Origin of the sequence: Pseudaquabacterium pictum (genome assembly GCF_005403045.1) — a bacterium.
Classification (GTDB): Bacteria; Pseudomonadota; Gammaproteobacteria; order Burkholderiales; family Burkholderiaceae_C; genus Pseudaquabacterium; species Pseudaquabacterium pictum.
On record NZ_BJCL01000018.1, the window covers coordinates 32,397 to 45,959 of the forward strand.

The following is a 13,563-nucleotide window of genomic DNA, read 5'->3' on the forward strand; positions in this document are numbered from 1 at the left end:
GTGATCAGCCATGGTGCTGCTCCGGCGGCAGGTGGATGCGGGCCAGTTGCTCGTACAGCGCCTGGCGCTGTCGCACGGCGTCGCGCGCCGCGTCCTGCAACGCCCGAAAGCGCTCGGGCGAGCGCAACTCGACCATCCTGAAGCGCGACTCGCCGGCCATGTAGTCGGCCACGTCGATCGTCGGCGGCCCCGAGTCGAGCTGCAGTGGCGACTCGCCTGCATCCACCCGCCGTGGGTCGAAGCGGTAGAGCGGCCAGGTGCCGCTGGCGATGGCCTTGCGCTGCTGAAGCGGCGAGTTCACCAGGTCGTAGCCGTGGGCGATGCAGGGGCTGTGCGCGATCACCAGCGAAGGGCCGGGGTGCCGCTCGGCTTCCAGCATCGCCTTCACGGTCTGCTCGGCATGCGACTGCATGCCCACCTGGGCCACGTAAACATGGCCGTAGCCCATGGCCAGCAGCCCCAGGTCTTTCTTGCGGATGGACTTGCCCGCGGTGGCGAACTTCGCCGAGGCACCCAGCGGCGTGGCCTTGGACTGCTGGCCGCCGGTGTTGGAGTAGACCTCGGTGTCGAGCACCAGCACGTTGACCTTGCGGTGCGAGGCGAGCACGTGGTCCAGGCCGCCATAGCCGATGTCGTAAGCCCAGCCGTCGCCGCCGACGATCCAGACGCTGCGCGGCAGCAGCGCGGTGGCCGCATCGCGCAGCGCCAGGGCCTCGGGCGAGCCATCTGACGCCAGGCGCTGTTCCAGTTCGGCGACGCGGGCACGCTGCGCTGCCGCCCAGACCTCACCATTGCCCTCGACATCGGTCGCGAGGCCTGCCGAGGACAGCAGGCCGGCGATCAGTTCGGCCGGAAGGCGGCCGTTCCAGGCCTGCAGCAGCGCCTTCGCGCGCGCTGCGGCTGCATCCAGCGCGAGCCGCATGCCCAGACCGAACTCGGCGTTGTCTTCGAACAGAGAGTTCGACCAGGCCGGGCCGCGCCCCTGCGCATTGGTCGTGTATGGCGTGGTCGGCAGGTTGCCGCCGTAGATCGACGAGCAGCCGGTGGCGTTGGCGATCAGCAGGCGCCCTCCGAAGAGTTCGGTCAGCAGGCGCAGGTAGGGCGTCTCGCCGCAGCCGGCACAGGCGCCCGAGAACTCGAACAGCGGCTGGCGGAAGGTGACGGTGCGGTGGTCCAGGGCCAGCCCCGCGAGCGGGGCGGACGCGATGTGTTCGAAGAAGGCAAAGGCCTCGCGTTGTCGTTCGCGATGGCTTTCCAGCGGCTCGGAGACCAGGGCCCGGCGCCGCGGATCGTGGTGGTCCTTGGCCGGGCAGACCTCGATGCACAGGCCGCAGCCGGTGCAGTCCTCGGGCGCGACCTGCACCGTGTAGGCCATGCCTTCCAGCTGCGGCTCGAAGCCCTCGGGAATCGACTTGAACCCGGGCGGCGCCTCGGCCAGCGCCGTCGGCGCGTAGACCTTGGTGCGGATCGCCGCATGCGGGCAGATCATCGCGCAGCGGTTGCACTGCACGCACAGGTCGGGCTGCCAGATCGGGATGTCGAGCGCGATGGCTCGCTTCTCCAGCCGGCTGGTGCCGGTGGGCCAGGTGCCGTCGGGCGGAAAGGCGCTGACCGGCAGTTCGTCACCCCGGCCTTCAATCAGCAGCCGCGTCACGCGCTGAGCGAAGTCGGGCGCATCGGCCGGCACGGCGGGGATGCGGGTGCGCAAAGACGAAGCCTGGGCCGGCACCGGTACCTCGACCAGGGCGGCCAGCGTGCCTTCGAGCGCTGCCATGTTGCGCCGGACGACTTCGGGGCCGCGTCGGCCCCAGGTGTCTTCCAGCGACTGCCGCAGGTGCTGCATCGCCTCCTCCATCGGCATCACCTGGGATAGCGAGAAGAAACACAGCTGCATGACCGTGTTGATGCGGCGGCCCAGGCCGGCGCGTTCGGACTGTGCATAGCCGTCGATCGCGAACAGCCGGCAGCGGCGGGCTATCAGCTGCTGCTGGGCTTCCAGAGGCAGGCTCGCCCAGACCTGGTCGGGCGGCACTGCGGTGTTCAGCAGCACCGTCGCACCCGGGGCAGCGCAGGCAAGTACATCGCGACGATCCAGGAACTCAGGCGCGTGCACGGCCACGAACTGCGCCTGGCTGATGCGGTAGGTCGACCGGATCGGGCGTGGCCCGAAGCGCAGGTGCGACACCGTGGTCGAGCCCGCCTTGCGCGAGTCGAACTCGAAGTGGCCCTGGGCATAGAGCCCGGTCTGCTCGCCGATGATCTTGATCGTGGCCTTGTTGGCCGAGACGGTGCCGTCGGAGCCGAGCCCGAAGAACACCGCCCGCGTCTCGTCGGGGGCTTCGAGTTCACGGTCGAAGGCGGCGTCGAAAGGCAGCGAGCTGTGCGACACATCGTCGCGGATGCCGACCGTGAAGCGGATCGGCGGCTTCGTCTGGCCGAGGGCGTCGAAGACCGCCTTCACCATCGCCGGCGTGAACTCCTTGCCGGCCAGGCCGTAGCGCCCACCGATGACGTGCGGCATCTGCGCCAGGCGGCCTTCGGCCACGGCGGCCAGCAGCCCGCAGGACGCCTCCTGCAGCAGCGGCTCTCCGCTGGAGCCGGGCTCTTTGGTGCGATCGAGCACCGCGATGGACTGGACGCTGGTGGGCAGCGCCCGCAGCAGGTGTTCGACCGAGAACGGCCGGAACAGGCGCACCTTGAGCACGCCGACGCGCTCATCCCGTGCCGCGAGGAAGTCGGCCGTCTCGTGCGCGCACTCCGCGCCCGAGCCCATCATCACGATGATCCGCTCGGCCTGCGGGTGGCCGGCGTAGTCGAACAGCCGGTAGCGGCGGCCGGTCAGTTCCGCGAACCGGGCCAGCGTGTCGTCCAGCAGGCCGGGGAAGGCCGCGTAGAAGGGCTCGATGGCCTCGCGGCTCTGGAAGAAGGTGTCCGGGTTCTGCGAGGTGCCGCGGATCACCGGGCGCTCCGGGTCCAGGGACCGGCCGCGGTGCGCCTGCATGGCGGTCGCCGGCAGCAGGGCCCGCAAGGTGTCGTCGTCCAGCGTGGCGACCTTGGTGATCTCGTGCGAGGTGCGGAAGCCGTCGAAGAAGTGCAGCACCGGCACGCGTGCCGCGAGTGTCACCGCATGGCCGACGGCGGCCAGGTCCTGGGCCTCCTGCGCCGAGCTGGACGCGAGTAACGCAAAGCCCGTGCCGCGCGCCGCCATCACGTCGGAGTGGTCGCCGAAGATGGACAGCGCATGGGTGGCCACACTGCGAGCGGCCACGTGCATGCAGAACGACGTAAGCTCCCCGGCGATCTTGAACAGGTCCGGCAGCATCAGCAGCAGGCCCTGCGATGCCGTGAAGGTCGTCACCAGCGCTCCGGCCTGCAGGGCGCCGTGCACCGCGCCGGCCGCACCGCCTTCGGACTGCATTTCCACCACCTGCGGCACGGCACCAAACAGGTTGGCGCGGCCGTCGGCTGCCCAGGCGTCGGCGTACTCGCCCATCGCCGAAGCCGGCGTGATGGGGTAGATCGCGATCACCTCACTCGCGCGGTAGGCCACGTGGGCGACGGCCTCGTTCGCGTCCATCGTGCGGATCACGGCTGACTTTGGGGATCGATCTGAGTCCATGGGGTCGTCTCGATCCGCGCTGGCGGTGTTCGTCAATGCGCGTGCGGGTGCACGGGGACGGCTGCCGTTGGCGGCGTTGTCAACGTACCGGCGGGCGCCAGCGTGGCACAGGCCGGGGTGAATGGCACCCGGACTACCTGGATCGTCACGTGCTCGATCTCGAAGTGCTCATGCAACTCGTCGGTGGCGTGCTTCAGGAACGCATCGTCGGCGTGGCCCTGCGGCATCACCAGGTGCGCCGTCATCGCGATCTCGGACGTGCCCATCGCCCAAACGTGCAGGTCGTGCACCCGCTGAACGCCGGGCAGCGATTCCAGCAGTGCCTGCACCGCATGCAGGTCCACGCCTTCGGGCACGCCGTCGAACAGCAGGTGCAGCGACTGCTTGAACAGGTTCCAGGTCCCCACCACGATGACGGCGGCGATCAGCAGGCTGACCACCGGGTCCAGCCAGGTCCAGCCGAACCACAGCGCCAGGCCTCCGGCCACCACCACCCCCGCCGAGACCAGCGCATCGGCGGCCATGTGCAGGAAGGCACCGCGGATGTTGAGATCGGACTCGCGCCCACGCATGAACAGCAGCGCCGTGGCGGTGTTGACCAGGATGCCGATGCCGGCCACCACCATGATGGTGACGCCCTCGACGGCCTGTGGTGTCTGCAGACGGTGCACCGCTTCCCAGGCCAGCGAGCCCATGGCCACGAGCAGCAGCAGGGCGTTGATGAAGGCCGCGAGGATGCTGGCGCGCTTCCAGCCGTAGGTGTGGCGGGCGTCGGGGCGCAGGCGCCCGGCCAGTGCGCCACCCCAGGCCAGCACCAGGCCGATCACGTCGCTGAGGTTGTGGCCGGCGTCGGCCAGCAGCGCCAGCGAGTTGATCTTCCAACCGTAGAAGGCCTCGATGGCGACAAAGGCGATGTTCAGCGCGATGCCGATGCCGAAGGCGCGGTCGAAGTTGGCCGGCGCGTGGCTGTGATCGTGCCCCGCACTCACAGAGAAACCTTTCGGCGCAGCACGCCGGAGAGTTCGGTGCCCGGCGCGACCGTGTTGAACACCGTGCCGTACTTGCGCACGTTGTCGTGCAGCAGGTCCAGCCGCCGGTCTGTCTCGTCGGTGTCGACGACGATCTCGTAGGTGATGGACTCCATGCGGGGCGGCACGTCTTGGCGCACGCCATGCACATGCACTTCCACGCCACGCAGCGAGAACTTCAGGATCGGCGTCACGCGCTCGATGCCTTTGATCATGCAGGCCGACAGGGCCGCCAGCAGCAGTTCGGCCGGGTTGAAGGCCTCGCGGTTGCCCGCCATGTCGGTGTCCAACGTGATCACGGCGTCCTTGCAGCGCGATTCGCTGGCGTGTGTGCTCTGACGAACAGACACGACGTCGAACTGCATCTTCGGATTTGCGGACTCAGGCATGGACGCTCGCATCAAATCTCTTTGGGACCCGTCGGCCCATCAAACCACGAATCCGAGGCCTTGGGCGATCCACCAGACCCCGGCTGCACCCAGCAGCACCGCAAAGCTGCGCCGCCCCGGCAGCCAGCGCTGGGCCGACGCAAAGCGCTGCATCAGTGCCGTGGCTGCACCCGGCATGGCGCCGGCCGCCAGCAGCAGCACGCTGTGGCCGATGCCGTAGGCGAGCAGCATGCCCGCGCCCCACCACATCGATTCCCCGAGCACGCTGCCCGAGCCGGCCAGTGCGAGTGCGGCGGCCAGGGCCGGGGTGGCGCAGGGGCTCATCACGGTGCCGATCAGCGCGCCCAGCAGCAGCGCGCCCCACAGACCAGACCGCGCCAGCCGCTGCTGCAATGCCGATGGCAGTTGCAGGCCGCAGGCAGCAGCCTCTGAGCGCCAGAGCCAGACGGCAGCGGCAACCACGAACACGCCCACGCCGACCGACCAAGGGCCAGGCAGGGTGCCCAGCAGCATGCCGAGCCGCGCCGCCATCAGGCCCAGCACCAGCAGCGCCGCGTTCATGCCGGCCACGAAGGCCAACGCCAGCACCCACGCACGCCGCGGCGTGACCGACTGGCCGCCCACAAAGCCGACCGCCACCGGCACGGCCACCAGGACGCAGGGCGATGCCGAGGTGAGTACACCGCCGACCAGGGCAGCCAGCAGCGCTTCGGTCCCGTTCACGACGGCCGCCCTTCCAGACGAGCCACGATGGCAGCGCTGGACATCGTGCCCAGGTTGCGATGGATCTCGTTGCCCGCGGCGTCGAAGAACACCTGCGTGGGCATGAGCTGGATGCGGAAGCGCTGCAGGTAGCCTCGGTGCTTCTGCGAGATCAGGTCCACGTTCATCACCGTGAAGCGGGTGCCGTGCTCGCGCTGCAGGGCCGCGAGCACGGGCTTCATCTCGCGGCAGGCGGCACAGGCGTTGGCGCCGAACTGGATCATCGCCGGGCGACCCTGGCGCAGAGCCTGCTCGACGGGATCCGCGAGCGGAGCGGTGGCGGCTGTGTCCGCTTCAGGCGGCATCCCACGCAGGTACAGCGCCAGTCCCAGGCCGGAAGCCGCGACACCCGCGGTACCGGTCAGGGTGAGAAGGTGGCGCCGATTCATGGTCCGATTGCAGTCTCAGCAGCAGGACCCGCCCTTGGGCGATGCCGGGCTGCAGCAGTTGCTTGATGCCGGCGCAGCTTCGCAGCATCCGGCGGAGGCCGAAGGCGTCGATGTGCCGTCGCAGCATCCCGATGACGTGGCTTTCGTGGCCGATGGACCGCAGCAGGCAGCCGCTGCGGCCCCGGCAGGCGCCGCATTGCCGGTCACCGGGAATCCCTTGCGAGCCCACTTCGCCAGGCCGCCGTCCATGTTGGCGACATCTGTGAAGCCCTGGTACATCAGGAAGTAGGTCGACTTCAGGCTGCGCGGGCCCGACTCGCAGGCCAGCACCAGCGGCCGGTCGCGCGGCAGTTCGTCGAAGCGCCGCTCGAACTCGGACAGCGGCATCTGCACAAGCGCCGGCACATCGAAGGCCATGCGGGCCACCTCGGCGCGTTCGCGCACGTCGACCAGCAGCGCCCCTTCGGCGAGCAGGCGGCGGGTGGTGGTGGGGCAGACCTCGCGGGCCGCAGGCAGATCGACACGTGCATTCATGGGGTGTGCTCCTCAGGTTTGTTCAGGCGGCCAGCCACTGTTCGACCTTGCCGCGGCTGGGCACGCCACCGGCGTGCACCACCTTGCCGTCGATCACCACGCCCGGGGTGCTCATCACGCCGTAGCCCATGATCTCGCGCAGTTCCTCGACCTTGGCCAGCGTCACCGCCACGCCCTTGTCCTTGGCCACCTGCTCGATCAGTGCGATGGTGTTCTTGCAGTTGGCACAGCCGGTGCCGAGTACCTTGATGTCCATGGAGATCTCCTGAGGGAATGGGTTGGGAACGCTGCTACTCGCGTTCGAGTTCGAGGTAGGTGCGGCTGGCGTTGCCGGGCATCAACTCGGCCGCGTTCAGCAAGCGCATGAAAGGGGCGCCATCGAAGGACTTCACTGCCGCGCTGACGTCCGTGCCGTCGTCCACGGCCTTCTTCATGTGCGCGCGCAGGGCCTGCAGGTAAGACTGGGTGTCGGCCTGCGCGGTGGCGAGGTTCGTCACGCGGCCGTGACCTGGCACCAGCACGGCGGGCTTGAGCTGTTCGATGACCGCGAACGTGGCCAGCCAGGTCTTGGTGTTGCTGACGGGAATGACGCCCAGCATGCGATCGACGTAGACCACGTCGCCGGTGAAGAGCACATTCTTCTGCGGCAGCCACACCATCGTGTCGCCCGGCGTATGGGCGCCGCCGCGGTGCTTGAACTCGAAGGTGATACCGCCGAGTTCGATCCGCTCGTCTTTTGCCTTGAGCCAGCGCGAGGGCAGGGTGGGCACCGTGCCGTCGGCCTTGGCGCCCAGCACGGCCTTCAATCCCTGCAGGTGGTCGTTGCCGCGGTTCTTCATGTCGGCTTCGCCCGCAGCATGCGCGATCAGCTCGGCCCCTTGCGCCTGGAAGTAGCCGTTGCCCAGCCAGCGGTGATCCTGTCCACCGGTGTTGACCACCCACTTGATCGGCTGGTCCGTGACCTTGCGCACTGCCTCGGCGATCTGGCGCGCGCTCTGGAAGGTGGCGCCGCTGTCGATCAGGACTGCGCCGGCCGGCGTCACCACCAGGCCGATGTTGGCGTTCAGCCCTTCGTTCTCGGCGGTGCGGGCGCCGGTGTCGCCGACGTGTGCATAGACGCCGTCGGCCATGCGCTGGAAACCCACCTCGACGGCTTGCGCGTCGGCGGCGGCCCAGGCCAGTGTGCTCCCGAGCAGCAATGCGGCGGCGTGGCGAAGGCTCAACCCGCGCATGCACTGGCCCCGCTGTCCTTCAGCCCCAGCGCCTTGAAGATCTTCGCCGCGGGGCAGAACCCCGTAAAACCCATCTGGAAGAGGTTGGCGCCGACGAAGGCAGTGAACCACAGCCAGCTGATCTTGGTCAGGTCGATCTGGCCGCTGAAGTGGGCCAGCACAAGACTGAGCATGATCATGAAGCCGGCGAAAACGCTGACGGCACGGTTGACGGTCATTCGATGTCTCCTGGAGTTCGAGGATGGAGGTGGAGTTGCGGGGGCGGCAGCGGTTGCCTTTACAGCACTGCGTTGAAGACGAAGCCCACAATCAGGATGCCGGTGGCGACGACCGCAGCAAAAGTGGCGATCAAGCGCACCTTGAGCACCTTGCGCAGGATGATCATCTCGGGCAGCGAGAGCGCAATGACGCTCATCATGAAAGCCAGTACGGTGCCCAGCGCAGCGCCCTTGGCCAGCAGCGCCTGCACGATGGGGATGATCCCGGCGGCGTTGGTGTACATCGGCACGCCGATCAGCACCGCCAGCGGCACCGACCACCAGGCGTCTTTGCCCATGAACGAGGCCATGAAGTCCTGCGGCACCCAGCCGTGGATGCCGGCACCGATGGCGATGCCCGCAAGGATGTAGGGCCACACCTTGCCCACGATCTCGCGCACGCTGGCGAACCCGCCTTCGATGCGCTCTACCAATGTCATGCCGTCACTGCCGGCGACGGCCTGCACCTTGGGCATGTCGCGCACCCAGTCCTCTAGGTGGGCTTCCATCTTCAGGCGGCCGATGACCCAGCCGGCCACGATGGCCACCGAGAGACCGAGGCCGAGGTAAAGCGCTGCGATCTTCCAGCCGAACAGGCCGAACAGCAGTGCCAGGGCCACCTCGTTGACCATCGGCGCCGAGATGAGGAACGAGAAGGTCACGCCCAACGGCACGCCGGCCTGCACGAAGCCGATGAACAGCGGGACGGCCGAGCACGAGCAGAACGGTGTCACGATGCCCAGACTGGCGGCCATGACGTTCGCCGCGCCTTCGCTGCGACCGGCCAGCAGCGCGCGGGTGCGCTCCGGCGTGAAGTAGGAGTTGATCATCCCCATCACGAACACCACGGCGGTGAGCAGCAGCAGCACCTTGGGCGTGTCGTAGAAGAAGAACTGCAGCGCACCACCCAGGTGGCTGTCTCGATCCACGGGCAAGGCTGCCACCAGGGCTTCCGACGCAGGGATCAGTGACTGGTACAGCGCCCACCAGGCGGCCGCAGCCAAGAGCAGGAAAGTGCGCGGGTGCTGCCGCGGCATCTGCAGCGTGCGTTGGGACAGGGACAGACTGGTCATGTTGGGGCCTCTTGCATTGAAGACGAAGAGCCCCGCAAAAGGATTCGCGGCTGTTACAAGAAGCGCGCGATGCCCTCGATGTCTTCCGGGAACAGCTGACCGGCTTCGCTCATCACGACCCGACCGTCGCGCCCCAGCACCACCGTCACCGGCAGGCCTTTGGGTTTGGGCAGCACGCGGGCGATGTCGGGCGAGACCCAGGCAGATGCGAAGCCGTAGCCCTTGCGCGCCAGGTGGGCTGCGGCTTCCTCCGGTTTCTTGTCGATCGACAGGCCGATGACCCGCAGGCCGCGGGGACGGTGGGTGCGTTGCAGTTGGTCGATCAGCGGCGACTGCACCGCACAGAATGGGCACCAGCTGGCCCACCAGTACAGCACCACGACCTGACCGGCCAGGTCGGCCGTGCGCAAGCCGCTGCCGTCCAGCAACGTCAGGTCCGGCAGGGGCAGACGCGACCCGACGGGTGGCGGCGGGCCGGCATTCCGTTCGCTGGCCGGTGGGGTTTGTGCCTGGGCGCCGGCCGCGACCCCACCCGCTGCCATCAAGGCGAACTGGAGCAGCGGTCGGCGCGAGGGCATCGCAAGGCCTGGGCGATCGATGGGCGACTCAGTCGAGGAAGGCGTCAGCTGACAGTGGCCTCGTCGCTGCGCTTGTCGCCACGGTTGTCGGTCCAACTGACGCTGATCTTGTCGCCCGCCTTTGCACCTTTCACGCTGAACTGCAGGAAGGGGTTCTTGGCGACCGACGGTCCCCATTGAGCGGTCAGGACAGGCTTGCCGTTGTGGGTGGCGCTGACTTCCTGGATGAACCAGGCTGGGATGGCCTTTCCGGCAGAGTCCTTGCGTTGGCCGGTCTCCATCTCGTGGCTCATCAACACACGGACAGTAGCCTTGTCGCCGGCGGCCTGGGCACGAATACGCATCGGGTCTGCCATGTCAGCCTCCACACCCGCCGAGGGTGACCTTGATTTCCTTCTGGGCGTACAGCACCCGGCCGTCCGCCATCATCGCCAGCGCGATCACGTTCGAGGACTGGCCCATCTTCACCCGGGTGGCGATGTTGGCGTCCACGGCGTCGGTGACGTCGAAGACCGCTGCCAGCGCGTTCGGGTTCTTCTCCACCAGCAGCGCCAGCCGCTTGACGCCGGCCAGCGAGGTGGATGCGCCGACCGGTACGACGGCGCCGTTCTCGGCGATATCGGGTCCGGTGATGGTCACATCGGCACTCGGCGTGGGCGCGCTCCCGCCCAGGGCCTTGACCGCCTCGGCCAGCGTCTTGGCGTCGAAGGCGTCCTTGCTCCAGGCGGCCAGCGCCGCAGCGGGCAGCAGGCCTGCGCCGGCCATCAGCGCGGCCACGCGCGCACCATGGCCCAGGGTCTCGCGACGGGTGATCATGATGGGCGCCCTCACTGGTTGATCGGCGAAGCCGGGTCGAGCAGGTAGGCCGTCAGGTCGGCCACCTGTTTCGGCGACAGGATGCCCTTGTGGCCCAGGCGCGGCATGTTGGAGCAGGCGTTGTAGACCTTGGCGTTGTAGATCTTCTCGTAGGTGTACTTGACGATGGGCTCGCTTTGCCCGCGGACCTTGCCGTAGCTCTGCAGCGAGGTGCCCAGGTTGCCGAAGGCCACTTCCTTCTTCTCGCCCTGGTGGCAGGCGTAGCAATTGCCGCCGCGCACGGCGTTGGGGTTGCTGGGAATGAAGCTGCCGATGCGGTAGCCGAAACCATCGTTGAATATCTTCTGGCCAGCCTTCCAGTCGCCCAACAGGCGCCCACCCTCGGGGTAGGCCATGTTCCTGGCTTCACGGGCACGGATGGCTTCGGCCAGGGCGTCTCCAGGTTTGCCGCGCGTGGTGGTGCAGTCCTTCTGGGTGTCGTCCTGCTGCAGGCGACTCAGGTCCTGGCCTGGTCCGGGCAGGAAACTCTCCGCCACGTACTGGTCGACCAGGCGGGTGGTCTCTGCTGCGGGGTCGGCTGGCGTTGCACAGCCGGCCAGAATGGCGACGGCGCAGAGGGCTCCGGCGGTTAGCGCAATGGGGGTTCGGGTAGGGGAACGGTTCATCATGTTTCGGCCCTCCCGGTTCAGCGACGCATGCCCGGCAGATCGAGGGTGCTGCCCTCGGCCTGCTTGGTCAGGTAGGAGATCAGCGCCACCGCGGCCGGCGAGCCCAGGTCGATGTCGGGCAGCCGCATCTGCCAGTGGCAGTCCCACATGCGGTGCTGCATGGTGCGGACGGCGTTGTGCGACACGCGATAGGTGGGCCAGGAACTCATCACGTTGTCGGTGTGCTTCTTGTTCAGGCCGTTGAACAGCGACTGCAGCCGGATGCGCTTGCCGTCCTCGGCATGGCAGGTGGCGCATGAGAAGTCCATCGGACCATGCTGGCGCCAATACAGCGCCTCGCCGACCTTCACCGACTCGAGCTCCTTCGGATGCTTCGTCGGCGGGCTGAGCTTCATGCCGTCAGATTGCGCCGCCACGTAGGCGGTGATGACCTCGAAATCGGTGTTCGACTGGTTCTTGGTCTCGTTGGCGAAAGGCAGCGTCTTGACCTGCTTCGCGTCGCGGCCCTGCAGCGTGACCATGCAGGTCACCAGCCGCGACTCGAGATCCTGCACGCGCTGGGTGTCGGCAAACCAGCGCGGCAGTTGCGCATAGGCGCCCTTGAGCACACCGGGCCCGAGGCCGAAGTCGCACTTCTCCAGCGTGGTCGCCTTGGGACCGGCGGCGGTCCTGAACAGGCGCTCACCTCGGTCGATCATGAGCAGGCCAGGGTTGCCGTCCTTGTCGGCCAGCGCCTGCCGGTAGGCCTGCACCGACGGGTCGGTGTCCTGGGCCACCGCCGGATGGGTGGCCATGGCCAGGGTGGCCGCTGCGCAGGCGCCAAGTTCCCGCCAGCGCTGTCTTGCGCTTGTTGTCATCCGCTGTCTCCTCGCCTTAAGACCCTTGATGGGTGCCCGATTCTTGAGAGCGAGGTGTCCCGCAGAACATGATCGAAATCAGGTCAGAGGGCGGGGTCAACCCGAACAGCTCTCCCGAGGCGTGGCCGCCTGAACGGGGATCACGCCGCCGTCTTCACGGCGGATCTCGCCGCTGGCTTCGAGCTCGGCAAGAGTGCGGTACAGGGTCTCGGGTTCGAGTCCCAGCTCGCGTGCCCAGTCCTGCAGCTTGACGCCACCGCTGCGCAGCGGGCCCTCGCACACCAGGTAATGGCGAACCCGATCCCGTGCCCGCTTGATGCGCAGGCGTTCAACTCGCGTGCACTGCCGGCGCAGGTCGGCAGCGAGTTGCCCCGCGAAGGCCATCGCGAAGCTGCCGTCGGAAGACAGTGCGTCGCGCAGTTCGCACACGGGGATGCGGACCACCTCGGTGGGCGACGCAGCACGGGCATCGCAGCTGTAGTGGGGCACCAGCATGGCCGACTGGGCGAAGAATTCGCCGTCGCGCGCCCGTTGCATCACGGCCTCGGAGCCATCGCTGAGATAGCGCACTGCCAGCAGTTCGCCTTCCAGCACGAAGTGAATGTGCTCCACCTTCTCGCCCACGTGGAACAGGCGCTCGTTGCGGGTCAGCCCGACCCGCGTGGATTCCTGAATCAACGCGGGCGGCAGGAAGGAGGGCAGTGCATCGCTCATGGGCACGATGGTGTCATGCCGTCTGCCCGGCCGTCATGGCCGCATACCCGCCCGTCGTCGGGATCAAAGTTGACTCGGCAGGCGGTGGTGAGCCGGTCGCGCATGCGCTGCCGTGCGCGCAGCAGGCGCGACTTGGCTGCGGGCAGGCTGAGGCCGTGCTGTTCGGCGAATTCACGCTGCGTCTGGCCCCGGATGTCGCACGCCTGCAGGATGGCGGTGTCCTCGGGCGCCAGCTCACCGAGGACACGATCCACACAGCCTGCCAGTGCGTCGACCGGTTCGAGCGTTTCTGCCGTCGGCGCCTGCAGTTCGGCTTCGGCGTCGTCCAAGGGGACGTGGTGCTTGGCCACCCGGGCGCGGTCGATCACGGCGTTGCGCGCAACCTGAAACAGCCAGGCGCGCGGGTTGTCCAAGCTGCAGAAGCCTTGGCCCTGGCGCATCGCCTTCACGAACACGTCCTGTAGCAAGTCCTCGGCCGCATGCCCATCGGGCAAATGGTGCTTCAGGAAGCCACGCAACTCGCTCTCGTGCGCCTGCCACGCGGCAGCCACGCAGGCAAAACTGCCGTCGAAGCGGGGGGGTGTGGGTAAGGAGCTCATCGTGGCGTTTCCGGACAAGCATAGCCCGTGAGGCGGGGCCAGAAACCC

17 protein-coding genes are annotated in these 13,563 nt (G+C 67.9%); all 17 read right to left on the reverse strand.

Features of this window, described 5'->3' with window-relative positions; all coding sequences use genetic code 11:
* Nucleotides 1-4 precede the first annotated feature (4 nt).
* Nucleotides 5-3,577: a pyruvate:ferredoxin (flavodoxin) oxidoreductase gene (gene nifJ / locus FFT10_RS23430; RefSeq protein WP_174246142.1), complete on the reverse strand. Its 3,573-nt coding sequence runs from the start codon at nucleotides 3,575-3,577 to the stop codon at nucleotides 5-7.
* Nucleotides 3,578-3,651: 74 nt separating this feature from the next.
* Nucleotides 3,652-4,608: a cation diffusion facilitator family transporter gene (locus FFT10_RS23435; RefSeq protein ID WP_137735305.1), complete on the reverse strand. Its 957-nt coding sequence runs from the start codon at nucleotides 4,606-4,608 to the stop codon at nucleotides 3,652-3,654.
* A complete protein-coding gene (locus tag FFT10_RS23440) occupies nucleotides 4,605-5,036 on the reverse strand; it encodes an OsmC family protein (protein WP_137735306.1) in 432 nt (143 codons plus the stop codon). The genes FFT10_RS23435 and FFT10_RS23440 overlap by 4 nt, the downstream gene beginning before the upstream one ends.
* Nucleotides 5,037-5,075: 39 nt before the next feature.
* Nucleotides 5,076-5,759 (reverse strand): cytochrome c biogenesis CcdA family protein, encoded by a 684-nt coding sequence (locus FFT10_RS23445; protein ID WP_137735307.1) that lies wholly within the window; start codon nucleotides 5,757-5,759, stop codon nucleotides 5,076-5,078.
* On the reverse strand, nucleotides 5,756-6,187 hold the full coding sequence (locus tag FFT10_RS23450; RefSeq protein ID WP_137735308.1) for a thioredoxin family protein: 432 nt from the start codon (nucleotides 6,185-6,187) through the stop codon (nucleotides 5,756-5,758). Before FFT10_RS23450 ends, FFT10_RS23445 begins: the two co-directional genes overlap by 4 nt.
* Before the next feature lie 15 nt (nucleotides 6,188-6,202).
* Nucleotides 6,203-6,721, reverse strand: a complete 519-nt coding sequence (locus FFT10_RS23455; protein WP_137735309.1) for a rhodanese-like domain-containing protein — start codon at nucleotides 6,719-6,721, stop codon at nucleotides 6,203-6,205.
* A 22-nt stretch (nucleotides 6,722-6,743) separates the two neighbouring features.
* Nucleotides 6,744-6,977, reverse strand: a complete 234-nt coding sequence (locus FFT10_RS23460) for a thioredoxin family protein (protein ID WP_137735310.1) — start codon at nucleotides 6,975-6,977, stop codon at nucleotides 6,744-6,746.
* A gap of 34 nt (nucleotides 6,978-7,011) precedes the next feature.
* The gene (locus FFT10_RS23465) at nucleotides 7,012-7,953 is read right to left on the reverse strand and encodes an MBL fold metallo-hydrolase (RefSeq protein ID WP_137735311.1); all 942 of its coding nucleotides are present in this window, start codon (nucleotides 7,951-7,953) and stop codon (nucleotides 7,012-7,014) included.
* Nucleotides 7,941-8,171: a YgaP family membrane protein gene (locus FFT10_RS23470; RefSeq protein WP_137735312.1), complete on the reverse strand. Its 231-nt coding sequence runs from the start codon at nucleotides 8,169-8,171 to the stop codon at nucleotides 7,941-7,943. The genes FFT10_RS23465 and FFT10_RS23470 overlap by 13 nt, the downstream gene beginning before the upstream one ends.
* A gap of 59 nt (nucleotides 8,172-8,230) precedes the next feature.
* Complete coding sequence (locus FFT10_RS23475; RefSeq protein WP_137735313.1) at nucleotides 8,231-9,283, reverse strand: permease; 1,053 nt, start codon at nucleotides 9,281-9,283, stop codon at nucleotides 8,231-8,233.
* Between the two features lie 53 nt (nucleotides 9,284-9,336).
* Nucleotides 9,337-9,861 carry a TlpA family protein disulfide reductase gene (locus tag FFT10_RS23480; RefSeq protein WP_228027273.1) on the reverse strand — a complete coding sequence of 175 codons (525 nt, stop codon included), beginning with the start codon at nucleotides 9,859-9,861 and terminating at the stop codon, nucleotides 9,337-9,339.
* A 44-nt stretch (nucleotides 9,862-9,905) separates the two neighbouring features.
* Nucleotides 9,906-10,217 (reverse strand): thiosulfate oxidation carrier complex protein SoxZ, encoded by a 312-nt coding sequence (soxZ, locus tag FFT10_RS23485; RefSeq protein WP_174246143.1) that lies wholly within the window; start codon nucleotides 10,215-10,217, stop codon nucleotides 9,906-9,908.
* A gap of 1 nt (nucleotide 10,218) precedes the next feature.
* Complete coding sequence (gene soxY, locus FFT10_RS23490; protein WP_137735314.1) at nucleotides 10,219-10,677, reverse strand: thiosulfate oxidation carrier protein SoxY; 459 nt, start codon at nucleotides 10,675-10,677, stop codon at nucleotides 10,219-10,221.
* 11 nt (nucleotides 10,678-10,688) lie between these two features.
* Nucleotides 10,689-11,213 (reverse strand): sulfur oxidation c-type cytochrome SoxX, encoded by a 525-nt coding sequence (soxX, locus tag FFT10_RS23495; RefSeq protein WP_162520901.1) that lies wholly within the window; start codon nucleotides 11,211-11,213, stop codon nucleotides 10,689-10,691.
* A 149-nt stretch (nucleotides 11,214-11,362) separates the two neighbouring features.
* Nucleotides 11,363-12,139 carry a sulfur oxidation c-type cytochrome SoxA gene (soxA, locus tag FFT10_RS23500; RefSeq protein WP_137735316.1) on the reverse strand — a complete coding sequence of 259 codons (777 nt, stop codon included), beginning with the start codon at nucleotides 12,137-12,139 and terminating at the stop codon, nucleotides 11,363-11,365.
* Between the two features lie 159 nt (nucleotides 12,140-12,298).
* Complete coding sequence (locus FFT10_RS23505; RefSeq protein WP_137735317.1) at nucleotides 12,299-12,916, reverse strand: Crp/Fnr family transcriptional regulator; 618 nt, start codon at nucleotides 12,914-12,916, stop codon at nucleotides 12,299-12,301.
* A complete protein-coding gene (locus FFT10_RS23510) occupies nucleotides 12,913-13,515 on the reverse strand; it encodes a sigma-70 family RNA polymerase sigma factor (RefSeq protein WP_137735318.1) in 603 nt (200 codons plus the stop codon). The genes FFT10_RS23505 and FFT10_RS23510 overlap by 4 nt, the downstream gene beginning before the upstream one ends.
* Nucleotides 13,516-13,563: the final 48 nt, after the last annotated feature.